This is a genomic window from Nostoc sp. DedQUE02 (assembly GCF_034531035.1).
Classification (GTDB): Bacteria; Cyanobacteriota; Cyanobacteriia; order Cyanobacteriales; family Nostocaceae; genus Nostoc.
Window position 1 is genome coordinate 54,727 of record NZ_JAVRBY020000017.1, and the last position, 24,691, is coordinate 79,417.

General features: G+C 42.1%; 16 protein-coding genes, 1 tRNA gene and 1 pseudogene. 8 read left to right on the forward strand and 10 right to left on the reverse strand.

The annotated features are described in order from the left end of the window. Positions 1-82 precede the first annotated feature (82 nt). Positions 83-514, reverse strand: a complete 432-nt coding sequence (locus RMX98_RS15700) for a VOC family protein (protein WP_322677499.1) — start codon at positions 512-514, stop codon at positions 83-85. A gap of 543 nt (positions 515-1,057) precedes the next feature. Here RMX98_RS15700 and RMX98_RS15705 point away from each other — a divergent pair. The 5 genes from RMX98_RS15705 to RMX98_RS15725 all read left to right on the forward strand — a co-directional run bounded on the left by RMX98_RS15705 (position 1,058) and on the right by RMX98_RS15725 (position 12,283). Further along, positions 1,058-1,879, forward strand: coding sequence for a TIGR00297 family protein (locus RMX98_RS15705; RefSeq protein ID WP_322677450.1), 822 nt, complete (start codon positions 1,058-1,060; stop codon positions 1,877-1,879). Positions 1,880-2,204: 325 nt separating this feature from the next. After that, positions 2,205-2,987, forward strand: coding sequence for a peptidylprolyl isomerase (locus RMX98_RS15710; RefSeq protein ID WP_322677451.1), 783 nt, complete (start codon positions 2,205-2,207; stop codon positions 2,985-2,987). Next, positions 2,936-5,638 carry a type I secretion system permease/ATPase gene (locus RMX98_RS15715; protein WP_322677452.1) on the forward strand — a complete coding sequence of 901 codons (2,703 nt, stop codon included), beginning with the start codon at positions 2,936-2,938 and terminating at the stop codon, positions 5,636-5,638. Before RMX98_RS15710 ends, RMX98_RS15715 begins: the two co-directional genes overlap by 52 nt. A gap of 647 nt (positions 5,639-6,285) precedes the next feature. Next, positions 6,286-10,032 (forward strand): CARDB domain-containing protein, encoded by a 3,747-nt coding sequence (locus tag RMX98_RS15720; protein ID WP_322677453.1) that lies wholly within the window; start codon positions 6,286-6,288, stop codon positions 10,030-10,032. Between the two features lie 475 nt (positions 10,033-10,507). Continuing rightward, on the forward strand, positions 10,508-12,283 hold the full coding sequence (locus RMX98_RS15725) for a S8 family peptidase (RefSeq protein ID WP_322677454.1): 1,776 nt from the start codon (positions 10,508-10,510) through the stop codon (positions 12,281-12,283). 38 nt (positions 12,284-12,321) lie between these two features. On the opposite strand, the gene RMX98_RS15730 is transcribed toward RMX98_RS15725, so the two are convergent. The 5 genes from RMX98_RS15730 to RMX98_RS15750 form a co-directional block, all read right to left on the reverse strand. Further along, positions 12,322-12,522 carry a hypothetical protein gene (locus RMX98_RS15730; RefSeq protein ID WP_409881511.1) on the reverse strand — a complete coding sequence of 67 codons (201 nt, stop codon included), beginning with the start codon at positions 12,520-12,522 and terminating at the stop codon, positions 12,322-12,324. Positions 12,523-13,097: 575 nt separating this feature from the next. Then, positions 13,098-14,594: an HlyD family efflux transporter periplasmic adaptor subunit gene (locus RMX98_RS15735; RefSeq protein WP_322677456.1), complete on the reverse strand. Its 1,497-nt coding sequence runs from the start codon at positions 14,592-14,594 to the stop codon at positions 13,098-13,100. A gap of 218 nt (positions 14,595-14,812) precedes the next feature. After that, positions 14,813-15,688 carry an SDR family oxidoreductase gene (locus RMX98_RS15740; RefSeq protein ID WP_322677457.1) on the reverse strand — a complete coding sequence of 292 codons (876 nt, stop codon included), beginning with the start codon at positions 15,686-15,688 and terminating at the stop codon, positions 14,813-14,815. A 403-nt stretch (positions 15,689-16,091) separates the two neighbouring features. Beyond that, a complete protein-coding gene (gene sir / locus RMX98_RS15745) occupies positions 16,092-18,008 on the reverse strand; it encodes a sulfite reductase, ferredoxin dependent (RefSeq protein ID WP_322677458.1) in 1,917 nt (638 codons plus the stop codon). Positions 18,009-18,247: 239 nt separating this feature from the next. Next, the gene (locus tag RMX98_RS15750; protein ID WP_322677459.1) at positions 18,248-18,787 is read right to left on the reverse strand and encodes a hypothetical protein; all 540 of its coding nucleotides are present in this window, start codon (positions 18,785-18,787) and stop codon (positions 18,248-18,250) included. 394 nt (positions 18,788-19,181) lie between these two features. Between RMX98_RS15750 and RMX98_RS15755 the strand changes: the two genes are divergently transcribed. Both RMX98_RS15755 and RMX98_RS15760 read left to right on the forward strand, forming a co-directional pair. Beyond that, positions 19,182-20,123, forward strand: coding sequence for an ADP-ribosylglycohydrolase family protein (locus tag RMX98_RS15755; protein ID WP_322677460.1), 942 nt, complete (start codon positions 19,182-19,184; stop codon positions 20,121-20,123). Positions 20,124-20,210: 87 nt separating this feature from the next. Beyond that, positions 20,211-21,156 (forward strand): annotated as a pseudogene (locus RMX98_RS15760) (ADP-ribosylglycohydrolase family protein). Positions 21,157-21,205: 49 nt separating this feature from the next. On the opposite strand, the gene cutA reads toward RMX98_RS15760, so the two are convergent. The 4 genes from cutA to RMX98_RS15780 all read right to left on the reverse strand — a co-directional run bounded on the left by cutA (position 21,206) and on the right by RMX98_RS15780 (position 24,227). Then, entirely contained in the window at positions 21,206-21,538 is a 333-nt protein-coding gene (cutA, locus tag RMX98_RS15765; protein WP_322677461.1) for a divalent-cation tolerance protein CutA, read from the reverse strand. A 5-nt stretch (positions 21,539-21,543) separates the two neighbouring features. Beyond that, complete coding sequence (locus RMX98_RS15770) at positions 21,544-22,554, reverse strand: transposase (RefSeq protein WP_322677462.1); 1,011 nt, start codon at positions 22,552-22,554, stop codon at positions 21,544-21,546. Positions 22,555-22,575: 21 nt separating this feature from the next. Then, the gene (locus RMX98_RS15775) at positions 22,576-23,427 is read right to left on the reverse strand and encodes a hypothetical protein (RefSeq protein WP_322677463.1); all 852 of its coding nucleotides are present in this window, start codon (positions 23,425-23,427) and stop codon (positions 22,576-22,578) included. Between the two features lie 140 nt (positions 23,428-23,567). Next, a complete protein-coding gene (locus RMX98_RS15780) occupies positions 23,568-24,227 on the reverse strand; it encodes an Npun_F0813 family protein (protein ID WP_322677464.1) in 660 nt (219 codons plus the stop codon). Between the two features lie 358 nt (positions 24,228-24,585). Here RMX98_RS15780 and RMX98_RS15785 point away from each other — a divergent pair. Next, positions 24,586-24,658, forward strand: a tRNA-Arg gene (locus RMX98_RS15785). Positions 24,659-24,691: the final 33 nt, after the last annotated feature.

A 24,691-nucleotide genomic window follows, 5' to 3' on the forward strand; every position in this document is an offset into this window, starting at 1 on the left:
TCGAGCGACTTGCACTGAGCGCAGTCGTTGTGAGTCGAGATTCAACTACCGCGTAGCCGAAGTATTACGAATTACGAATTTCTTAAGTTCTATCTCCAATTTGTGTATGTTCGTAACTCCCAAAAATCGCCTCTGAGTGACGATAATACTTGAACTCCATAAGATTATAAAAAGGATCTTCTAAAAAGAAAGTGCGATGCTCAAGAGGAGAACCAACAAAGCGATTTTTGGTTTCTTCGCGAAAAAGTAGCTGTTGTTGTTGTGCCCTTTCTAATAAGTCTTGCCAGTCACGTTCTTGGGTAAAAATTAGTCCAAAGTGTCTGGGATAGATAGTGTGTTGCCGTATCAGGGGTTCTTTGGTGATGTGAGCTACTAGTTGATGGCCGTAGAGATTGAGAATCAGGGCATGATGGTTTTCGCGCCCAGGAATGCAGCCCAAGCCATCCACATAATATGCTTTTGTTTGGGCAATGTCAGTCACAGGGAAAGCTAGATGGAATAAAGTTTGACTCATAGCTTGTGGGGAAATAACTATAGGACTCATATTTGATTTTTGAAAAAATTCAGTACAACTCAAAAAGGCTTCTTGCCTATTGCCTCCTACGCAAATAAGTTAAAAAATAAAATCGGATTGCTATAGTAGTTGATGCTATCTAAAATTTATGCTGTTAAGTCTTAATTGTGGTCAACTTGAACACAGTTTTAATTGACATTAACTTATATCCTTTATCCTGATGAATAAGATTTGGAATTGAGTCAAAATTCAGCCGCTAGCGATAATCAGGTGCTTTGAATGCATTACGCACTTAAAGAGTCCAGTTAACTAAACAAAAGTTTTGCATTTTGTTTAATCCACATTCTTTAGTCAATATTGCAGTGTATATCTAAAACATTGTTTGTAGTTTTACACTCACTTTTTCAGGAGTATACTTAGGCTATTCAGTCAATAATACAAACATATTACTTTAGCTGGCGAGGTTTCAGAAATAAAGCACTAAGCATGACAAATTCGTTATTCTGTTGATATTCAGACAAAATTACTCATGATTAATTGCTGATGTCATCCTTACTTGATACTGTAAATCCCTGGTTAGTAGCAGTAGTATTAAACACAATTTTATTGGGTTTAGCTTGGATTGCTCCGAAAAAGCTACTTACCCCTGCTGGATTATTCCACGCCTGGTTTCTGGCCATCTTAATTTGGGTAACTCTTGGCTGGCAAGGATATGTAGTAGTAATGTTCTATTTTCTGGTTGGTTCTGGCGTTACCCGTATCGGGATGGCGCAGAAAGAGGCAGAAGGAATTGCCGAAAAGCGTTCTGGAGCAAGAGGCCCAGAAAATGTTTGGGGTTCGGCTTTGACTGGAGCGCTGTGTGCATTGGGAGTAGGAGTAATAAATGCGGGATTCCTCGTACCTAATCCCCAGTCCCTGATTCCCAATACTTCGACAATGCTCAGTACAAGTCCCCAGTCTTTATTATTGTTAGCCTATGTAGCTAGTTTCAGTACTAAGCTGGCTGACACTACTGCTAGTGAAGTTGGTAAAGCTTATGGTAAAAGCACCTTTCTAATTACCACACTCCAGCCAGTGCCTCGCGGTACAGAAGGAGCGGTAAGCTTGGAAGGAACTTTAGCCGGTATTGTGGCTTCTGTTGCGATCGCATTTGTTGGTTGGGGAGTTGGTTTAATTAATCTATTAGGAGTCGCTTGGTGCGTGCTGGCAGCATTTATTGCTACCAACTTAGAAAGTGTGATTGGTGCAACATTACAATCTAAGTATGCTTGGTTGACCAATGAAGTGGTAAATATTTTTAATACATTAATCGGTGCGATCGCATCTGTGCTACTTGCTTGGACATGGATAAGTTTCATTAAGTAGCTCACTAAGAATAAACAATTACTGATTTAGGTGGGGCATTGGACAAAACAGTTCTGTTAGCGGTAGCACGGCAGTGGTAGAAAATAAGTAATCTGCTTTACTACTGCGCTACCACTAATATTTTCAATCCTGATTTTGTTTTTGCCAGACTGTAAAAGTGATTAGTGAAAATTATATTATTTAGCAGCTATATAATTTTTTGACCATTTAGATGTAATTAGTTCATGAAATCTTTATCATATTTATTCATCAACAACCAGATGATTTCTATATGATTTAATTTAAAAGTCCTATAAGTGTTTAACCATTTTCACATAATTAGTTCATGGAATCTTTATCATTTTTGACAATTAATGACCAAATAATTTCTATTGAGGAAGCTGTAAAGTATCTGCAAGCCTCTGGAAAATTAGGACAGTTCATTGGAGATATTCTCCGTCAGTACGTAATTGAGGAAGAAATCCGAACCAGAGACGATATTGAAATTGGCACAGGAATAACTGAACAGGCAATTATTGACTTTAGGCTAAAAAATCAACTAACTGACCCCGAAAGTTTTCAAGAATGGTTAAGGACTAACAACACAGATTACACAACCTTTCACACATCAGTTACTTTTGGCTACAAGTTAGAAAAGCTGAAAGCTGTGGTGACGAAGACAAAACTCCCAGAATATTTTATTGAACGCAAACTTTTTTTGGATCGGGTAGTACTTTCGCGGATTGTTGTTGATAATCGAGAATTGGCAGACGAACTCCATACCCAAATTGAAGAAGGAGGTAGTTTTGAGCAACTAGCTAAAGAGTATTCACTTTCAGATGACCGAATTGTGAACGGCATGATGGGAATTGTCAGCCGAGGCAGTATGCCGGATATATTACGGGCAGCTATTGATGTGGCCAGTCCAGGACAATTGGTAGGCCCAATAGAAATCGTTGGCAAAGACTCTCCCCAAGGAGAAGGACCTTATGGTTTGTTTCGAGTAGAACAATTTCTGCCAGCGTCTTTAGAAGATACTCAACTACAGCAAGCACTACAAAATGAGTTGTTTGAGAAATGGCTAGCAGAGAAAATTCAAAAACTGACAGTCAAGTTACAAGTGAGTTAAAAATTCTGGATAATGAATCTTTACGATTAAAAGTGCTAGCTTCTTTGCCTTGGCATCAGCCACCGTTATGCTGGCTGACTCCCGAACAACAATCTCAATTAGAAAATGAATCCCAAACCCGCCAGTATCGTCTTGGAGAAAAAATCTGGTCAAACGATGTTGGCGGTTATCAATTTTTAATTGTGGCTGGGAAAGTCCGCTTGCGAGAAGAAGGGATTGGCAAACCAATAGCCGCCCTAGATGCGGGAGATTGGTTTGGCGACTTACAAAAGCTGTCTGCGGACTTTAAGGCTGTAGCTGCTAGTAAAGAAGTTGTAGTAGTTTATTGGGATACAGCATTGTGGGCAGGATTTTCTAACCCACAAATTCAGGAGTTTTGGCAAGTGTTACCAGTGAATATGGAGGGAGAAAGGGAGACATTTTCCTTCTCTTCTACTCCTTCAGTAACATCAGCCTCAAGCGGGACTTCCAGCCCCCACAGCCTCCAACCCCAAAAAGGACTGCCAGCCGCCAATCTCATAATTTCAAATTATCCCTTTGTTGCTAGCTGGAACACTGCTGCTGCTTGTTTAACAATGGTGGCGCAACAGTTAGAAAATTCTGTGCAACTGGAATGGGTGCAACGCCAACTCAGAGGACAACGCCCAAAACAGGTTGTGGAAGCAGCAGAAAAGTTAGGGTTAGTGTTGCGGCGGTTACAAGTGAGTTGGAGTGAGTTGCGACAGTTGTCATTTCCAGCTTTACTGCTGTGGAATTCTGACTCACCCCAGAGTCCATCCTGGGTGGTGGCTTATGGAGTTAAAGGCGATCGCTTAATTATCGCTAACCCTCTAAATCCCGAACGAACTTGTGAAAGCTTGCCGCAGTCCATAGTTGATGCCTCTTGGGATGGACAATTGTGGCAAGTAGAACTCGTATCTCAGCAAGAAAAATTTAACCTCAATTGGTTTACTCCAGCAGTTTGGAAGTATAGGGGATTACTAGTAGAGGTATTGTTAGCATCTTTTACCTTGCAGCTTTTGGGGTTAACAACACCGCTAATTACGCAAGTCGTCATTGATAAAGTGATGGTGCAGGGGAGTTTGCCAACTCTCGATGTCATGGCGATCGCACTTTTGTGCGTAGCCATATTTGAGTCCGTACTGGGTATTCTGCGCCTATTTATCTTTACCCATACAGCTCGTCGTCTGGATTTGAGTTTATCAGCACAGCTATTTCGCCATTTGATGCGTTTGCCACTAGCTTATTTTGAGTCGCGGCGTGTCGGAGACACAGTAGCACGAGTCCAGGAACTCGAACAAATTCGTCAGTTTCTTACAGGTACAGCATTAACAGTAGTTCTAGATAGCATCTTTACTGTGGTGTACCTGGCATTGATGTTTTACTATAACGTTCCACTCACCTTTGTCGCCTTGGCAGTACTGCCACTATTTGCCACATTAACAATAGTTGCAACACCAATTTTGCGTAACTGGCTTAATGAAACCTTTAACCGCAGTGCCGATAGTCAATCGTTTCTAGTAGAGACAATTACCGGAATTCACTCCGTTAAAGCCCATACAGCCGAACCAGTAGCCCGCGATCGCTGGGAAGGCTTATTTGCTCGCTTCATACGCACAGGTTTTAAAGCCTCCACCACGTCCAATATCAGCAGCAACATTGGTGACTTTCTTACCAATTTTTCTACCATGCTGATTCTCTGGTATGGAGCCAAATTAGTCATCGAACAAAAGCTGACAATCGGACAGCTTGTTGCATTTCAAATGCTGTCTGGCAGAGTCACAGGCCCGCTTTTGCGTTTAGTACAGTTGTGGCAAAACCTTCAACAAGTGCTACTGTCTGTAGATCGCATTGGTGATATTCTCAACGTCTCCCCAGAAGCTGAACTGGGAACGGGTCTAGTTTTACCACCCTTGAAAGGACAAGTCACCTTCGAGCAAGTATTTTTCCGCTACCGGCCAAACTTTGAAGCAATTCTGCGGGGAATATCTTTCAATGCCGAACCAGGGCAATTTGTCGGTATTGTCGGACGCAGTGGTTCTGGTAAAAGTACCTTGTCTAAACTATTGCAACGCCTCTATCAAATTGAATCAGGACGAATCCTCATTGATGGTTTTGATATAAAAAGCGCCGATTTAGCCTCACTGCGGCAACAAGTTAGTGTAGTTCTTCAAGAAGACTTTTTATTCAACGGTTCCATTTTAGAAAATATCACTCTCGGTAGTCCCGACATTACGGCAGAGCAAGTAGTAGAGGCGGCAAGATTAGCAGTAGCACACGACTTCATCAGTCAATTACCCTACGGTTACGAAACCAATGTGGGTGAACGCGGTACAGCTTTATCTGGCGGACAAAGACAACGTATTGCCCTGGCAAGGTTATTTCTTTCCCAAGCGCCGATTTTAGTTTTGGATGAAGCTACCAGCGCTTTGGATAGTGAAACTGAACAACAAGTACTACAAAATCTGCAAAAAGTTTCCGCTAACCGGACTGTGTTTCTGATTGCTCACCGTTTTGCCCCTCTCAAACGCGCCGATTTGATTTTGGTATTAGAGCAAGGCGTGATTGCCGAACGTGGGACTCACTCAGAATTATTGCAACAAAAGGGTTTGTATTGGTCACTATATCAACGCCAGCAAGCAAACATTTAGTAGCTTTAACAAGCTTTTAATTTGTGCTGATCAAAACAGAATTCAGGAGTCAGGAGCCAGAATTCAGAATTGAATTCTGTGTGACTGGCGGATAGCGAAGCGTTAGGGGAACTCCAAAAAATAAATTATCCAATTTGTCTACTCAACTAAACTTCTTTCTTCCTTGTCCCCCTTGTCCCCCTTGTCTTCCTTGTCCCTCTGCTATGGAATATTTTTTTACTTGGAAGTCCCTAGCGAGTCCGCGAGCGTCTGAATCAAAGGGTTTAATACCCCAATACGCTTGGGTTAAGCAAATTTATCTGTTAAGGCAGGCAGAGGGAGCAGGGGGAGAGAAAAAAGCTTAACTGAACTGTATTGTTTAATACCCCACCGATTGATTCTGACTTCTGAATTCTTCTTCAATTGATCCCTAAAAAGTAGCTTAAATATAGTCTTTGGCGAATGGAGTATAACTCCATTCGCCTTTTGAATTTATTAAGTATGCAGAAAACTGTAATTTTACTTGCTAATTAGGTGATTTTATAGTTAAGTGTATTTGTAGCACCTGTCTTACAAATAAAGATTTCCCGGCTCAATCCCTTATATATCATGGATTTGAGTACTTATTGTGGTGCGAATTTCCTTGAAGATGCGAGGTGAAACTACTAATGTTTTTTACCAAAGACCATAACTCTATTAATGAAAATTCTGGTATAAAAGCCAGCCTTCTATCATCAGAAAAATCTAATATTTTTGATAATCAGAATACTGACTCTAGCTTCAGTCTAAGTGGTGTAAATAGTTTTAGATCCAGCGATCGCAGTAGTTATACTTCTACGGAAATCGACGCTTTCGGAGGTAAAAACAATTATGCCAAGAAGAGCAGTCACGACGGAAATGCTACTCAAGCGATCGCTGCTGCAATTCAGCCAGACCTGATAGCGCGTACCGTTTCAACTCCCAGTTCTGCCGCAGCCGGCAGTACCATTCAACTGAGCTATGAAATTGAAAACCAAGGCAATGCCAGTGCTGGTTATAGCTATACCAAGTTTTATCTGTCTCAGGATCTCTCTTTAGGGAGTGAAGATATATTTTTAGGCGATGACTATGTTGATAACATCCTATCTGGTTACTATCGGTCAGAGTCAACCACACTCACCATCGGCAATAGCGTTGCCGCAGGTAGCTATTATTTGGTGTATCAAGCCGATGGCTATAACTATGTTGCCGAAAGCAACGAAAACAATAATGCTGTTGCTGACGTAATTAATATTACTAAACCAGACCTGATAGTACAAAATACCTCAAATCCCAGTTCGGCGGCGGCTGGAAGTAGCATTCAACTAAACTATCAAATCAAAAACCAAGGCAATGCTAGTGCTGTCGCCAGTAACACCAAGTTTTATCTCTCCCAAGATTTAAATATTGGAAACGAAGATGTGTACTTAGGCTATGACTACGTTAGCGGCATTGCTGCGGGTAGTTATAGTTCCGAGTCAACCACAGTCAATATTGGCAGTAACATCACTGCCGGGAATTATTACTTAGCATACATCGCCGATGGTGATGGAAATGTTGCTGAAAGCAATGAAACTAACAACGGTATTGCCGGAGTAATCACCATTACTCCAACTCAAAAATCAGACCTGATAGTTCAAAATACTTCAGCCCCTAGTACAGCATCAGTTGGTAGCACTATTCAACTAAGCTATCAAATCAAGAATCAAGGTGTTGGTGGTGCTGTTGCAACTACCACCAAGTTTTATCTATCCAAGGATAATGCCTTTAGTAATGACGATGTATTGTTAGGCTCCGATGGCGTTAACGCTATTGCCGCAGGTGCTACTAGTTCAGAGACAGCATCGCTGATCGTTAACAATGCGATCGCTACAGGTAATTATTACTTGCTCTATCAAGCTGACGGCGCAGGAAATGCAGTTGAGAGCAATGAAACCAATAACTTTGCTAGTAAAGCGATCGCCATTACCCAAGCAGACTTAATAATACAAAATGCTGTATCTCCGAGTACAACAGCCGTTGGTAGCACCATTCAACTGAGCTATCAGGTGAAAAACCAAGGTGTTGGTGGTGCTGTTGCAACTACTACCAAGTTTTATATATCCAAAGATAATGCTTTTAGCACTGATGATGTGTTGCTTGGCTCCGATGGCGTTAACGCCATCGCCGCAGGCGCTACTAGTTCAGAGACAGCATCGCTGATCATCAACAATGCGATCGCCGCAGGTAACTATTATCTGTTGTATAAAGCCGATGCTAATGGCAATATTGGCGAAAGCAACGAAACTAATAACATTGTCAGCAAAGCGATCGCTATTAATGGCCCTAAACCAGACCTAATTATCCAAAATATTTCGACTCCTAGTCTTGTTGACCCCGGTAGCTTAATCACAGTCAATTATCAACTAGCCAATCAAGGTACTGCCAGTGCCGATTCTAGTACAACGAAGTTTTATCTTTCTAAAGATACGACCTTGAGCAGCGATGACACATACTTAAGCTATTCCCGAAGCTATTTCTTCTCTGGATTGGGTGCTGGGAAATATAGTTCAGAGTCTTACTCTTTAATACTCAGCAGTAATATTACTTTTGGAAATTACTACCTGCTATTACAAGCCGATAGCAATGGCGAGATTTTTGAAAGTAATGAAAACAACAACGTCACGGCCAAAGCAATTACGATTGCGGCACCAGACTTATTAATACAAAATCCTTCGGCTCCTGCTAGCGCCAACATTGGTACAACAATCCAACTAAGCTATCAGGTGAAAAATCAAGGTAATGGTACGGCTGGTGTTAACACCACACGCTTTTATCTTTCTAAAGATACTAGCCTCAGTAGTGAGGATATTTCGGTCGGTTCGGATATTATCGGTATCTCTGACATTGCTCCCTCTGCTGTAATTTCCGAGTCTTCATCCCTATACCTTTCCAGCACTATTACTCGCGGTAGTTACTATCTTCTATACCAAGCTGATGGTTTTGGGTCATTGAGAGAAAGCAATGAAAATAACAACGTCGTTGCCAAAGCAATTACAATTACTGCACCAGACTTAGTAATAGCAGATGCTTCAGCTCCCACCAACGCAGCCATTGGTAGCAAAATTGAATTTACTTACAAGGTGAAAAACCAAGGTAATGGCAATGCTGGTAGTAGCAAAGGAGCTTTTTATCTTTCCAGGAATACAAGCTTTGGTGATGATGATGACATCTCCATAGGTTATGACTCTGTTCCTATCACTAGTCTTGCCGTTTCTGCCGTGGTTTCAAGGTCTGTATCTTGGACTATTGATACCACAATTGCTGCTGGTAAATACTATTTGTTTTTTGAAGCTGATGGTGCGGGAAATGTTGCCGAAAGTAATGAAAGTAACAACGTTGTTTATCTAACAACACCAATCAATCTGACTCCTATCAATGGTGGCGGGTTTAACTCAACTACAGGTTATGGCTTAATTAATGCCGCCGCCGCCGTAGCGAAAGCTTTAGGTCAGAGTACCTTTGCTGATGTGACTGATTTGGGTGGTGATAATTGGGGAGCCGATGCAATTAAAGCACCGGAAGTCTGGGCAAAGGGATATACAGGTCAAGGTGTGATCGTCGCTGTGATAGATAGTGGAGTAGATTACAACCACTCAGATTTGAGCGCTAATATCTGGAAGAATACCAAGGAAATCGCTGGCAACGGCAAAGATGATGATGGCAATGGTTACATTGATGATGTCAAAGGCTGGAACTTCGTCAGCAACAACAATAATCCATTAGACGATAACGGTCATGGTACTCATGTTGCTGGCACTATTGCTGGGGTGAAAAATAACTTCGGTGTCACTGGGATTGCTTATAATGCCAAGATTATGCCGGTGAAAGTTTTGAATAGCGATGGTCAAGGTAGTAATAGTGCGATCGCAAATGGTATTCGTTATGCAGTCAATAACGGAGCTAATGTTATTAACCTCAGCTTAGGTGGTTCTCCAAGTAGTGAGATACAGTCAGCTATTCAATATGCTGCCAGCAAAGGAGCAATTACCGTCATGGCAGCAGGTAATGATGGTAAATCAGAACCAGACTATCCTGCTCGCTATGCTACCCAGTGGGGACTTGCGGTTGGAGCAGTGTTCTACAATCGGACACTTACCGACTTCTCTCACCGTAGTGGAACAACTCCACTCGCTTATGTTACAGCTCCTGGAGCATACTTTGAAGGTGATGGGGATTTAGGGCTCGGTATCTACTCGACACTTCCAGGTAATAATTATGGTGTCAAAGATGGCACTTCTATGGCGACTCCTCACGTTGCTGGGGTAATAGCTTTGATGCTCAGTGCTAAGAAAGGTCTAACTGATGCCCAAGTACGTCAGATTGTGACAACGACAGCAGGAAATAGTTTGGCATAGAAAAATCCGGCGTTGCTGATTGCGGTATGAAAAATAATTTTGCGTTATTTCAAAATCCTTGTAGAGACGTTGCATTGCAACGTCTCTACATCAAAATTCATACCTCGATTCAGCAACACCAAAAATCCTATTTGATTTGCTCTCCACCGAGAGGTTTAGATCGGTGACTTCTTGAAGAAGTTGCTGATCTTTTTGTTCGTAACTCATTTAGAATTGCTATACATAACGAAATTAATTTTTTATTCTACCAATTTATACTTACACTGTTATAAATTTAGGATTGATTGTATCAATTAAGATATTAACAAAACCTCTACTATTGATTATGCTTTTTAGTAGTAGAGTTAGCATTTTGTTCTGAGATTACATAGTAATTATTGACAATGAAGCTTATTCACACATTAAAATCTTTTTCCTGTAAAGATTTTAAAGCTTCAAGCTGTCAAAACACGATTGTTATCTTTGAAAAAAACTTATGCTCAATGATGATGCTAATAACAATGTATTGTCAAATAAACAGCTAAAGGTCACTTCAATCTCTTCATTAGATAGCTTTAACACGAAGAATGACTACAGCCTCAACTTTAGTGGACGTAGTAGCTATAACTCAGCCGATGCTGATGTGCAGTTACTAAATAACGCTGACTCCGAAAATAGCAGTAATGCTACTTTTAGCGCTGAGAATTATAACTCCACTAATGGTTATGGCTTGATTAATGGAGCAGCAGCAGTAGCTAAAGCGACTGGTCAAAATACCTTTGCTGATGTTCCCGATCTTGGTGGGAATAATTGGGGAGCAGACCTTGTAAAAGCACCGGAAGTCTGGGCACAGGGATACACAGGTAAGGGCGTTGTTGTCGCTGTTTTAGATACTGGGGTTGACCATAATCACGAGGATTTAAGTAATAATATCTGGACGAATAGCAAGGAAATTCCAGGTAACGGGATAGATGACGATGGCAATGGTTATGTTGATGATAATTATGGCTGGAATTTCGCTGATAATAACAACAACACCTTAGATCAAAATGGTCATGGTACTCATGTTTCCGGCACGATCGCAGGAGAAAATAATAACTACGGTGTCACTGGTATTGCCTACGATGCCAAGATTATGCCCGTCAAAGTTTTGAATGACTCTGGCTCTGGTTCTTATAATTCCATAGCTAAAGGCATTCACTACGCTGTGGATAATGGCGCTAATGTGATTAACCTCAGTTTAGGAGGCGGATCTTCCAATCGTACTCTAGAGTCGGCCATTGACTATGCCAGCAGCAAAGGAGTGATTGTCGTCATGGCAGCAGGTAATGATGGTGATGATTTACCAGGCTATCCCGCTCGCTATGCATACAAGTCGGGAATTGCCGTTGGAGCAGTGGATAAGAATAATAATATGCCCGACTTCTCTAATCGCTCTGGAACGAATGAAATCTCTTATGTCACAGCTCCAGGAGTCAAGATTTATTCATCAGTTCCGAATAATCAATATGCAACTTATAGCGGCACTTCTATGGCTACTCCCCACGTTGCTGGTGTAGTTGCTTTGATGCTTAGTGCTAACCCCAACCTGACTGATGCCCAAGTACGTCAAATTGTCACAGAAACCGCAGGAAATAGTACACAAACTACAAATAGTTTAAATATTTCTAATGTCAATTCTCTAGCAAAGCAGGTGATTGCAGACACAGTAGGAAATAAAACACAAGCTACAAACCCTAGTTTAAATGTTTCCCCTGTCAGTTCTCTGGCAAAGCAGGCAATGTCTAATGATAACCTGCTACGCATCTATGGACAAACCGCGAATTATCTCACATCACAGACAACTTCTAGTTTTAACAGTTCCTATTTTGGTTCTCTGATGGGTCAGGCAATTATAGAAACAGTAAAATATTCCACCCCAGAAACCCTCGCTAGTTTCAATAATTCCGATATTACTTCTGTGATCGATCAGTCAATTACAGAAATGGGAAATTATCTAACGCCACAAACTATTGCTAGTTTGAATAATTCTGATTATAGTCCTGCGATCGCTCAGGCGATTACAGAAACAATAAAATATCTGGCCTCAGCCGATGCTAATAATGAATTAGCCAATCCAGAATTATGGTCACAATTCCAAAACTATGAGAATATTCTGGGCAACATCAATGTAGATAGCAATGAAGATGAGAATAATATTGATTTTGGCAAAGTACTACAGGGAATGGAAAAACAAATAAATCAGTATAGAAAGTTCTTTGGTATAGGTTGAAAGTTAACGTGAGTTCGATGACCTCTTGCGTGTCGGAGCTACGGTGTACACACAAGTCTCTTAACCTGCACGTTTGATGCATCGACTTGTACATTTGTTGCATCGACTTGTACCTTTGATGCATCCACTTGTACCTTTGATGCATCGACTTGTACCTTTGATGCATCGACTTGCATCTTTGATGCATCAACTTGCATTTTTGATGCATCCACTTGCATCTTTGATGCATCCACTTGCATCTTTGATGCATCGACTTGTAAAAATTAACCTACTCTGCGTTACGCAGTAATTCTACAAAACTTGTGTGTACACCGTAGCCTTTATAAGAGGTTGTTTGAAAAGTGGTTGGTTGTGATTTTAGGCACTTATTGATCCCCCCAACCCCCCTTAAAAAGAGGGGCAAAACCTTTCAAAGTCCCCGTTTTTAAGGGGGATTTAGGGGGATCTAGAACGTTTTGCTACCAAGAAGAGGACTTTTCAAACATCCTTTAAAAGGGGTAATTCCACTTGTGTGTACACTGTAGCCGTGTCGGAGAGGGGGTGGGGGAGGTCAAATAAGACTTGTTGAACTCACGTAAAGTTATAGTGCAATACGGTTCAAAGCGCTACTTGTACAACATCGTGGGTTTTTGAGAAACGATAAATCGCTGTCTCTACAATTTTGAGACGCGATGAATCGCCGATTTTTGAGACGCGATGAATCGCCATCTCTACAAGTGTTTTGGTCTTATTTGAACTGTATTGGAGTTTAGCATTGCTAAACCCCTAACCGATCGCTGTGGAAATGGTTGTGAAAATAACAGAGGCTACAAACCTATCTAACTGAAAATGCCTCGTTGAAGCGCCGTGTCACAGGCTCAGTGATGAAGGTCAAAATTGACTTTTTACGAGTGACAATTTCACCAGTAGCAGCCATCCCTGGTGTAAATTCTACTTCTTGACCCCGAACATTTACTGCGTGTTTATTTAGCTTAATTCTTGTAGGAAAAACTAAGCCTAGTTCTTTATCAATAATTGCATTCGGACTGACTTGTACGACTTCGCCATCCACAATGCCAAATTCCTGGAAGGGGAAAGTCGCCATTTTAACTTTTGCCTTCATTCCTTGATGAATAAACCCAATATCACGGTTGAGAACTTTCACCTCTAGGAGCATTTCTTCCCCTTCCGGCAAAATTGACACCAATTCTTCACCAGATTGCACTGGCCCCTTGGTGGCTTTGACTCTGTAAATCGTACCAGCAACGGGAGCCTCAATAGTTTCCAAAGCTTGCTGCTTTCTCGCCTGCTCTAATTCACCTTGAACAGTAGTCAGTTCTTCTTTACGCTTGTTAAACTGCGTTAAAATCTCACTTTGGCGTTCTGATGCTACACGCTGAACCTGATTGCGTGCAGCTTTGTAAGCTTGTTCTGCTTGGCGAATTTCTTGGACTTGAGCCGCAATATCTTTTTCTAATGATGTGACTTTATCTTGAGCCTCTGTTATTTTATTCTGACTATTGGTAACTTCATCTTGCGATCTAGTGATTTCTGTCTTTGCACGAGTTAGTTTTTCTTGGGCATCTAGGTAATCAACACGAGGGACTGCGCCAGGAGTAATTAGAGTGCGTAGGCTTTTTTCTCTTTCTTGTGCAAGTGCCAAATTGCTTTCAATTTTAATTCGGATGCTATCTGCGTTAGCAAGGTTGGTTTGAGCATTCACAACGCTACTTTTGGCATTAATTAAGTTATCTTGCAAACGAGTCAAGCGGACTTTGGCTTGATTGATCAGTGCTGTTTGGCGATTTGCTTCTGCTTCCGCCGCCGCTTCACGGGCTTGGAAGTCTTGCAAGCGGGAGTTTAAAAGTTCATCTTGAAGTTTAGTTCCAGCAGTTTTACTGCCGGTGCGTTCTGCATCTAAACGTTGCAAATCGTCTTGAATTAATCTGCTAGATTTAGCTAGGCGGGAAACATCGGTTATTTTCAAGTCTGGATCTTTTTGAATCAGAATTTGACCTTTAGTAACGCGATCGCCTTCTCGTACTTTAACAGCGACAATTGATCCTCCACCCAAGGATGTCACCGGTCTTACCTGTGTGGAAGCAATCAATTCCCCTTGTGCAGTTGCTACTTCATCTATTTGTGAGAAGTACGCCCAAGCGATCGCTCCAAATACGATGACGCTCATCGTTCCCGCTAATAATCTAGTGTACAGGGGTGGCAATTCCTGTACTGCTTTACCCAATTCATAAGTGAGTTGTTCTTCTGGTTGGGCGAATCGCTCTTTTGTCTGACGTGCTTGAGCAGCATTTGCAGCTAGGGAAGATTTCATAGAATTTTAGATTATCTGTAATTTGGTATTGGGGATTGGGCACTTGTACTGAGTTTCGACTACGCTCAACTACCGCGTAGTCGTTGGCGCAGCCTCTCGTAGAGAAGTATTGGCGATTGGGCATTGGAAAGAGGCTCTATGGGCGGAATACTTTTAGCAGAAAGGAAAACTCTTCTTCCTTGCTGCTTATTTTCTACTTTCCATGCCCCATGCCCAATTTAAACCGCTAAATAGCGCCGCAAAAAGCTTTCTAATGTCTCTAATTGGAAGTTAAAAATCGCCTCTAAATTGGCAATTTCGTCTTTGGTACAGAAAAATTCATTTGCTAGCAATGTGCGATAAGTTCCCAAAGATTTTTGAATTTGGGGATTAAATAAACCCAATGCACTCTGTAACCCATCAATGACAAATAGTGGGGAGTTAATTATTACTGGCTCTTTGGTGAAGATCCGACCAAAAATCCGGGGAATATCTTCTCGTAATAAAATTTCTGGCCCTCCGACGGGTAAAATTTTGTTGCGAGCGCCTTCAACGGTAACAGAATCTACTATTATTCTCGCCAAATCATCGGTACTGACAATTGAGGTACGGTTTTTGCGATCGCCAATCAGCAGATACAATCCCGTTTCCCGAAACCGTTCTACTAATGGCAGCAAGTTAGATGCTAATCCAGATGGGCGTAAAATAGTGTAATTTAAGCCACTAGCGGCTAAATATCGCTCTACTGCTCGTTTGGCTTTAAAAACGGGAGCGTCTTCATATCCGCGATCGGCTCCCAATACGGAAATAAAGACAAAATGTTCTACACCATTGGCTTTTGCCTGGTCGATGAGTTGAATATTGGCGCGGTAATCTAAAGATAGGGCATCGCTATCAGAACCGTGGGCGCTGATCGCATACTTGACACCCTGACTAGCTTTCTGGATATCTTTTTCTTGTAGCAAGTCACCAATGAAAATTTCTGCACCCCGGTGTTCTAACTCGCTGTAGCGCGAGGTAAGACGGACAAATGCCCGCACAGACTGTTCTCGTTGCCGTAGGAGTCGCACAACTCTGCGACCAATTCCTCCCGTTGCTCCAGTTACCAGAAACATATAAATACCTAAATTGAATAGTTACAGCGTTTATAGTTCTCGAAATGCTCGATATCTGCTCAAAATCCATTGAGCAATACTTAAACAGAAAAATGAGCATATTTTTATACTTTGTTCCCATGCTCAAGATATCCTCACGCCAACTAAGCCAATAGGTCACACCTTATTTATCTTAATACTCTAAAAATTATCCCCCATATTTTTGTAGATGGAGGGGATAGGGTAATGGAATTAGGTTTACTGGCTCAACAAGTTTTGAAGCGATATTTATAGTCTTGTGCAAGATCAATAGGCTCTCCTAATCCTATAGATCGAGATAGCTTTGAGCAATGGAGAGGCTAAAAAATATTGCCTCCCCATAATTCATGGTAATAACTAAACAAGTTAGCGATGAGGATTTTACTTAGGAAAGATTCTGGAAGTAAGCATCTAGCGCCTCACTCACCAACTGAGTCATTGGCTTACCTTGACTTTCTGCTACTTCCTTCAATTTACTATAAACCTCTTCTTTCAAATTCACCCGATGGCGCGATTTGTTTGCACCATTGGCTGTTTGGGGTTCGTAGGTAGCAGCAAATTCGCGGATGGCATCAAAACCAACGCGATCGCAAAAATCACCGAAGCTTTCCTTTGATTTCCGAGATTTCTTAAAGTAAACAAAAATCGGTTCTAAAAAGGTTTCTAAGTCATTATGGTGCAGCTTATCTATATAAGGTTGCGCCAGTCGAGTCTGATTTGGCGAACCCCCTAACCATAGTTGGTAAGATTCTGGAGCGCTACCGACAAAGGCCAATTCTGCCAAGTAAGGACGAGCGCAGCCATTGGGGCATCCTGTCATCCTTACCACAAAATGTTCTTTTTGTAAACCTAATTTATCCAACAGAGCGCGAATCCGTTCCAAAATGCTTGGTATTGCTCGTTCCGATTCTGTGATTGCCAAGCCACAAGTGGGTAAAGCCGGACAAGCCATTGCATACCGCACTAAAGGTTCGATTTTACTGGGGTCGTCTCCGACACCGTGACGGCTAAGAATGTCTTGAATTGCTTCTTTGCTATCTGGTTCGATATCGTAAAAAATCAGGTTATGGTTGGGTGTCAGGCGGATGGGTAAGTTGAACTGTTCGACAATTTCCCGCAAGGCGGTTTTCAGTTGAAACGAACCTTCATCCTTGACTCGACCATTGTCAATGGAAATTCCTAAGAATAGTTTACCATCACCTTGTTCATTCCAGCCGAGGAAGTCGTGAAATTTAAACTCTGGCAGTGGTTTGAAGGCTTCAACTGGTTTACCGAAATATTCTTCAACTTGGGTGCGGAATTTATCTACGCCCCAGTCGTTGATTAGATATTTTAATCTGGCATGACGACGGTCGGTGCGATCGCCATAATCTCTCTGGGTAGCAACAATCGCTTTCACTATGTCGTAAACGTCATCTTTCGCCACATAACCAATGGGGTCTGCTAACCTAGCGAAAGTTTCTTCTTTACCGTGTGTTCTACCTAAACCACCACCAGCAAAAATATTAAATCCTTCTAATTGCTTCTTTTTATTGGTAATTACTACCAACGTCAGGTCTTGAGAATATAAATCAATCGAATTATCCCCTGGCACTGTCACGCAAATTTTAAACTTGCGGGGCATATAGTAAGTGCCATAAATCGGTTCTTCGTTGTCATGGATAATTGTGCCATTTCCATTACGTTGTCGGGCTGCCTTCACCTCTGGGGCTTCTTCAGCACTAATTGCCTTTTCCCCATCTAACCAAATTTCGTAATAAGCACCTGTCTGTGCTGTCAGCAAGTCAGCAATATTCTGGGCATACTCCCAAGCATACTGGTACTCTGGGCGATTCTTAAAGGGGGCTGGTGGTGCCATCACGTTGCGGTTGATGTCGCCGCAAGCTCCCAAAGTTGAACCCAGATTATTAACAATTGTAGCGATCGCTGATTTAAGATTCTTCTTTAAAATTCCGTGCAGTTGGAAACCTTGACGGGTAGTTGCTCGTAAGGTGTGGTTGCCATACTCATCAGCGATTTTATCTAAAGCCAGATACAGCTGCGGCGGTACTAAACCACCCGGATTTTTTGTCCGCAGCATAAACTGGTAATCTTTTTCCTGTCCCTTGGTGCGGTTGTCACGGTTATCCTGCTGATAAGAACCGTGATACTTCAAAAGCTGTACCGCATTTTCAGTAAAATGGGTAGTGTCTTGAAGAATCTCAGTTGCTACAGGTTCACGCAAAAAATTACTATTTTCCTTGATTCCTTCTACTTTGGAAGGCTTACGGGTTGCGATGGGGGAAGGAGCAGATTTAACCATTAGACTTGTATAGTATTCTCAATAAAGCATTAGTAGACGCCGAATCAGCACCCTTCGGCTACTTCATCCCCGGTAATCCGGCCGGAATAATGAGGAATATTCTAATTTTACCACGGCAAAAGCCGGCTTTATCAGTGATGTAACACTTAACAAAACCAGCTTTTGGGAGTAGTGAGTTTTGTGTGCTGAGTCCTGAGTACTTAAGTAAAGTATAGAATGACTGAGGACTCAATAATCTTTTATTTGAAGCGATAGCCAAGACCACCATTTATGGTGACAGCAGAAGCATCGCTATTTTGGTAAGCACCAAGTCCGACTTTAGCGTTAGTGTAGACGAGGAAATTGTTAGCAACTTCCGATTCAACACCAGCACCTACTACTACTGAATCTCTGTTACCTATAGGAGTTGGTGAGCCATCTTTTTCTACAAAAGAATAACCACCAGTTAAATAGGCGTTAGTTTTATTAGCAATAGGCACATCCACAGAAAGTTCTGGAATGATAGCACTTGTCTTATCACTCCAGAGAACATTACCGCGTGCAGAAAATGGGGTAGTTCCTAATTTTGCGCGACCTGTAACATTACCACCAAATGTAGCAGCATCGTTGATACCTTGTCCGCCACTAGTAACACCAGCTGCAACACCAGCGCCAATATAGCTAGCATCAGTACCCTTTTTGGTTTCAGCAGAAGCTTGACCAGCTGATAGAACAAGAGGAGCAATTATTAAGGAAGACAATGCAGAAATTGTCATGAAAGACTTGAGTAAGCGCTTCATAGTTTTTACCAAATTTTGTATTTTTTACTTGTATATTCCAAGTCGGAAATTGTATGAGAATGTTCCAAATGTTTCCCAGGTTTTATTAAATGAATCTTGGTATTGAGGCATAATACTTAAGGAATAACTATCCCTGAAAATCAGAAACAAGCTGTTATAATCACATTCAATGTCTTTTCATCTGGGTTCTTTGTTCCAAAAATAGACGCTTTGAAAACTGGCACAATATTTGGAACTAAAACTAAGCCTGGATATGGGAAATAAAATACCTGATTTAAAAAATTTTCCCAAACTTTTCACAGATGATAAAAAAGTAGGCTGTAGCATCTGTTGCAACAAGCTATAGAGGAAATCTATAAAGTTAATTTTGAGCAATTCTTGTGGAGATTGAATAATGCTAACCGCTACAAAAACGTTATCTGGTTTGATGGGTTTATGTGTCGGTGATGCGTTGGGTGTGCCGGTGGAGTTTACTAGCCGCGCTGAAAGAGTAAAATCTCCAGTGACAACGATGCAGGGTTATGGCACATGGAATCAGCCACCAGGAACTTGGTCAGATGATAGTTCATTAAGCTTTTGCTTGGCAGAATGCCTTTGTAGAGGGTATTCGTTGGATGCGATAGCCAATTCCTTCTGGCGCTGGTACAAGGAGGCTTACTGGACTCCCCGTGGCGATGTCTTTGATATTGGTCAAACTACCCACACAGCTATTATGCGCCTGAAGCAGGGAGTTGTTCCTCATCAGGCGGGTGGGAAGGTTGAAAATAGTAATGGCAATGGTTCGTTGATGAGAATCTTGCCGATAGCTTATTGTCACAGAAGTTTAACTTTAGGCGAATTGCTAGCGCGGGTGCATGATGTTTCAGCGATTACCCATGCTCATGCGCGATCGCAAATGGCCTGCGGCATTTATATTAGTATTGCAGTGGCCCTCTTAGAAGGGGCTGACCCGCAAACAGCTTATTTACAAGGATTACAAGATATCCAACCAATTTATTCTGTCCGAGAATTTTTATTAGAGAAGCCGCATTTTGGCAGAATTTTCAGTGGTGAGATTGCCAAGATACCAGTAGAAGAGATTAATTCTGGTGGCTATGTGATTGATACCTTAGAATCATCCCTGTGGTGTTTGTTAAATAGCTCGTCTTATTCTGAAGCAGTACTGAAAGCTGTCAACTTAGGCGGAGATACCGATACTACTGCTGCTGTCACCGGTGGGTTAGCAGGAATTTACTACGGAATAGAAAATATTCCCAAACAATGGATAAATCAAATTGCTCGTAGACAAGACATTATTTACTTGGCAGAGCGTTTTGCAAGGGCTGTCTACAGTTAGTTTGAAATTAAAAATTATACCAAGCATTTGATAAGAGACTTTTCGCAAGTAAAATCAGTGGTAGAAAAGTTTCATGCTGGTTGAACAATGCTAACCTCTGCAAAAACGTTGTCTGGTTTGATGGGTTTATGTGTTGGTGATGCATTGGGTGTGCCAGTGGAGTTCACCAGCCGCGCTGAACGAGTAAAATCTCCAGTCACATTGATGCAGGGTTATGGAACTTGGGATGTTCCTGCTGGTACGTGCTCGCTCAGATGACAGTTCGCTGACCTTTTGCTTGGCAGAATGTCTTTGTGAGGGATTTTCACTGGATGCGATTGCTAATTCCTTCTGGCGCTGGTATCACGAAAGTTACTGGACTGCTCAAGGCGAAGTATTTGATATCGGTAACACCACATTTTTAGCAATTGTCAACTGGAAACAAGGAACTCCACCCCTGAAAGCAGGTGGTACTAGTGAAAATAGTAATGGCAATGGTTCGTTGATGAGAATTTTGCCGATGGCTTATTGTCACAAAAGTTTATCTCTTGATGAATTGATTGCACGGGTACATCAAGTCTCTTCCATTACCCACGCTCATCTCCGTTCTCAAATGGCCTGTGGCATTTATATTAGTATTGCAGTGGCGCTCTTGGAAGGGGCTGACCCCCAAACAGCTTATTTACAAGCATTGCAAGATATCCAACCAATTTATTCTGTTCAAGAATTTTTGTTAGAGAAGCCGCATTTTAGCAGAGTTTTCAGTGGTGAGATTGCCAAATTACCAGTAGAAGAGATTAATTCTGGTGGCTATGTGATTGATACCTTAGAATCATCCGTGTGGTGCTTGTTAAATAGCTTGTCTTATTCTGAAGCGGTGTTGAAAGCTGTCAACTTAGGCGGAGATACGGATACTACTGCCGCCGTCACTGGTGGGTTAGCGGGAATTTACTACGGCGTAGAAAATATTCCCAAACAATGGATGAACCAGATTGCTCGTAAGCAGGACATTATTAACTTGGCAACTCGTTTTGAAGCAGCTGTTTACGCTTAGAGTTAGTAGTTGAGAGTAAAAAGTGAGGAGTTATGAAAATTCTAACTCCTCACTCTTTACTTTTAACTTGCTGAGAAATCCACTGTAAGTAGGCTTGAGAACCAGCAACAATTGGTAAAGCAATAATTTCTGGCACTTCATAGGAGTGCAATTCCTTAATTTTGGCCTCCATTGCCGGAAATTGCGCCAAATCAGTTTTAATCACTAATTGCCATTCTTGCTCTTTATGCAGTTCCCCTTGCCAGGTGTAAATTGAGTGGATTGGTAACAGACTCACACAAGCCGCGAGTTTAGCTTCCACAAGGGCATTTGCAATTGCTTCTGCCTCCTGTATATTGCCAGCTGTCACCAATACCACACCATAGCCAGCAGCTGTCTCCATGACCTCTAAACCGTCATAGATAAGGAATAGACCTGACCATCAATCAGCAGCCGTGTAATGCCCTTAGCTTGCAGATGAGTCCGAGCCTTATGGAGCATTTTACTATCAGGAACTTTAATCACGCGATCGCGCTTCGTCGAAAAGCGCTTGGCGACGCGATGGTTATCAAATACCGGCAGAGTCCTTTGCTGGGTTTCCAGGCTAGGAATTTGTCCTAAATCACCAAAGTCTTTCAGAGGTCGCGTAATTAATTCTGAGGAACGGTCAATTACCAAATAGCAAGTTTTCGGCAAATTGGCTATCGACAGTGGTAAAACTTCAACTGATGCTTCACCTGGTCTTCTTCTTGTAACTAAAGGTCTTTGCTCATCCAGGTCATCATCATCAAAGTCTTCTTCCTCAAAGTCGTCATCTTCTAAATCATCATCATCTAAATCATCCAAATCTTCGGATTCATCGAGCAAATCTTCGCCCAGCATCTGCGCGATAACAGCCGCTCCTGGATGTTCATTCTTTAGCGGTGGGATGGGGATGCTGACTATTTCCGGCGGCTTTGGCTCTGGAGTTTCTAATTTATCTGCTGTGACTCGGAGTTTCGGTTTTTCCGCAGCCGAGGGGCGTCGCCGCACCCGTCTACTAGCAGCAATTGACTCCGCCGTTTCCTCTGAGTTAAGTTCCTGCTCAACACGAATTATCTTACGTGGCTGTGGCTCAACCTTTGGCACTTCCAAGGGTTGGCTTTCGCTGGGTGGAACTTCTATCTCCGGCTCTGGTTCTGGTTGAGTCAACAGAGGTAACTGCTCGTAGCTTACCTGCGCCCTTCCTTCAGGAGTTCTCGCAGCCCGTTTTAAGGAGACTAAGTATTCATACTCATCTTCTGGCAAAGTGCTTTTGAGCAGGCGACTAATTGTCGAGTTACTCACACCATAGCGGTCTGCCAAAGTTGAGGTTGTTTCAGCAGTCTCTCGATATAACTTCAGAATTTCTTGCTTGTCAGAGTCTGTTAATTTTCTCACGGTAGATACCAAAAATCCTTACTAAGCTCGTTTTCGTCCACTGGTACGCCGCGTTCGTCTTAGTGATGCGTCATATTCTAAGACAGCGCCCATGCCAAATAACACTCCGCTAAACACCCAAAACACTTCTAATATCTCTCCACTTTGATAATTGGGGCCTTGGGCGTATTTAAACCACATATCTGCAATGTAGAGCGAAAAGGCCGCGGCTGCAATCATTCGCCAAGACTGGGAAACTCTTCCCCCCCAAAAGGCTAGTAGCAGGGTGGTAGCAATAATTAGCAAAACTACATCGCTAACTACGTAAAACCAATTCAAAATAGCGACTAGCAGTTCTGAGGGTGTTCCCTGCTGCATAGAAATCCACCATGCTAACAAACTACCGAACACTGCAATTGCTAACACAATCAGCCACTGCCATTTTTCCAGATTAATTCGCCTGGAAGCCACAGCTAAAATCATGCCTGCGCCAAGTAATAGATAAGTAAGTACAAAAAATATATCGCCTACAGACACATCTGGTTCATCTTTTAAAACTATTTCGGTATAGCCGAAAATTATCCCTCCAACGAAATAAGAAAGCATACCTAGCCCAATTAAGAGCCAAACATTCCGGCCACTGACGATTTGCGGACTCAGCCAGTTCCTCAAGCATAAGATACCGGCACCCAAATAAGCTAAAGCTTCAAAAATATTTGTGCCAATCACATACCACTCGGCTCGGCTTTCTATGCCATCTGCTCCGGGAACTTTGGCACTAAACAACAAAAAGTATAGCAGTGCCAGTACGGCCCAGCCAATATTAGCTAAGACAATGTTCTGAGTAGTGAAAATTGATTTAGAAAGGAACGAATTCTCGTAAGAGTTACTCATAGGACTTGACTATGTAGATGCACTCTGGCAGTATTTTGAATTAAAGGACTGTATATCTAGCAGTGTATCTATCGGGTAATACACAATCGAACACCAAAAGCAAGTGCCAGTGGCAGGATTTTTGTGAAAAAATTTCCATGTTACTGCCATAGTTTACCCAGTGGCGATTGATTTAGCCAAGTGATAAACAGTGATCGCTCGGCTTCTGGCATATCTTCTAGCTTATAAATTACTTGTTTGGTAAAATTAGCATTGCCAAAATAGGCCTTTCCTAATCGATGCAGTTCTTGTAACAGGATAACTACATGATTTTCTTGCCAATCAGGTATTTTGGCTGTTGGCAAAGGATTAGTAGATACCAGATATTTCACTGCTTCTAGGGATGATGCTTGGGGAAATTGTTTCTGCTTGAACACCTCCGCAATATCTTTTTCAAATAATGCAGCTTGTCTAGCACCTAAAAACTCTTCAATGTCGATAGAAACACCCTGTAACAGCAAAATACCGGCTTGGATTAAAATCGCCGTTTTGCCATGACCACCTGTGTCACTATCTAGTTGCTCTAAACGGATTTTACCCCAAACACTAAAGCGTTCCGGTTCCTCCAGCAAAACACAGGCTTTACCTCGGTTATCCGTTAATTCTCTCCATAAGGCTCTAGCTTCTTCCTCTTGACTAGCTTTGAAAACACTAATCAAGCGGAAAGTCTGCCCTTGATAACTGAGGATCGGCACCTGCTGATCCTTTTTTGGGTGCTGAATGCTTGATATTTCAACATCCTGCCGTTTGAGAATAAACATGGCACTAGCAAATAACTCCTCACAGGGGCACTCTTAATATGGAATATATAATGGCATTTGGCAGCATCGCCAAGGCTGAAATTACCTAGCATACTGTAGGAATGAGCCTAGCGATCGCCCGATCCTTCCCGAAGGTAGCCGCCCAGAGGACGTTAGCGCTAACGGGCAAATAACCCCTTGACAACACAATATATCTAAACCAATACCCCATCTGTTTCGTTTTCGGTGTAGATTGCACTAACTAGCGACTAGCATCTTAGCCTTGCTAGTGGTAAATCTGCAATTTTCGATTGCTTCTTGTTACGTCGAAACGATATAATAGTTAAGATGACTCTTTTGGGAGCCATTATTTTGTTTTGGGCGCGTAGCTCAGTGGATAGAGCCACGGATTTCTAATCCGTTGGTCGCAGGTTCGAACCCTGCCGCGCTCGTTTTAACTCAATATGAACCCTAAAAAAGCCTTT

What these genes read in the sequence shown, in the direction of transcription:
- RMX98_RS15700 (WP_322677499.1), bottom strand. Translation starts at nt 514, where the DNA reads ATGAGTCAAACTTTATTCCATCTAGCTTTCCCTGTGACTGACATTGCC.
- RMX98_RS15705 (WP_322677450.1), top strand. Translation starts at nt 1,058, where the DNA reads ATGTCATCCTTACTTGATACTGTAAATCCCTGGTTAGTAGCAGTAGTA.
- RMX98_RS15710 (WP_322677451.1), top strand. Translation starts at nt 2,205, where the DNA reads ATGGAATCTTTATCATTTTTGACAATTAATGACCAAATAATTTCTATT.
- RMX98_RS15715 (WP_322677452.1), top strand. Translation starts at nt 2,936, where the DNA reads ATGGCTAGCAGAGAAAATTCAAAAACTGACAGTCAAGTTACAAGTGAG.
- RMX98_RS15720 (WP_322677453.1), top strand. Translation starts at nt 6,286, where the DNA reads ATGTTTTTTACCAAAGACCATAACTCTATTAATGAAAATTCTGGTATA.
- RMX98_RS15725 (WP_322677454.1), top strand. Translation starts at nt 10,508, where the DNA reads ATGCTCAATGATGATGCTAATAACAATGTATTGTCAAATAAACAGCTA.
- RMX98_RS15730 (WP_409881511.1), bottom strand. Translation starts at nt 12,522, where the DNA reads ATGCAAGTGGATGCATCAAAGATGCAAGTGGATGCATCAAAAATGCAA.
- RMX98_RS15735 (WP_322677456.1), bottom strand. Translation starts at nt 14,594, where the DNA reads ATGAAATCTTCCCTAGCTGCAAATGCTGCTCAAGCACGTCAGACAAAA.
- RMX98_RS15740 (WP_322677457.1), bottom strand. Translation starts at nt 15,688, where the DNA reads ATGTTTCTGGTAACTGGAGCAACGGGAGGAATTGGTCGCAGAGTTGTG.
- sir (WP_322677458.1), bottom strand. Translation starts at nt 18,008, where the DNA reads ATGGTTAAATCTGCTCCTTCCCCCATCGCAACCCGTAAGCCTTCCAAA.
- RMX98_RS15750 (WP_322677459.1), bottom strand. Translation starts at nt 18,787, where the DNA reads ATGAAGCGCTTACTCAAGTCTTTCATGACAATTTCTGCATTGTCTTCC.
- RMX98_RS15755 (WP_322677460.1), top strand. Translation starts at nt 19,182, where the DNA reads ATGCTAACCGCTACAAAAACGTTATCTGGTTTGATGGGTTTATGTGTC.
- cutA (WP_322677461.1), bottom strand. Translation starts at nt 21,538, where the DNA reads ATGGAGACAGCTGCTGGCTATGGTGTGGTATTGGTGACAGCTGGCAAT.
- RMX98_RS15775 (WP_322677463.1), bottom strand. Translation starts at nt 23,427, where the DNA reads ATGAGTAACTCTTACGAGAATTCGTTCCTTTCTAAATCAATTTTCACT.
- RMX98_RS15780 (WP_322677464.1), bottom strand. Translation starts at nt 24,227, where the DNA reads ATGTTTATTCTCAAACGGCAGGATGTTGAAATATCAAGCATTCAGCAC.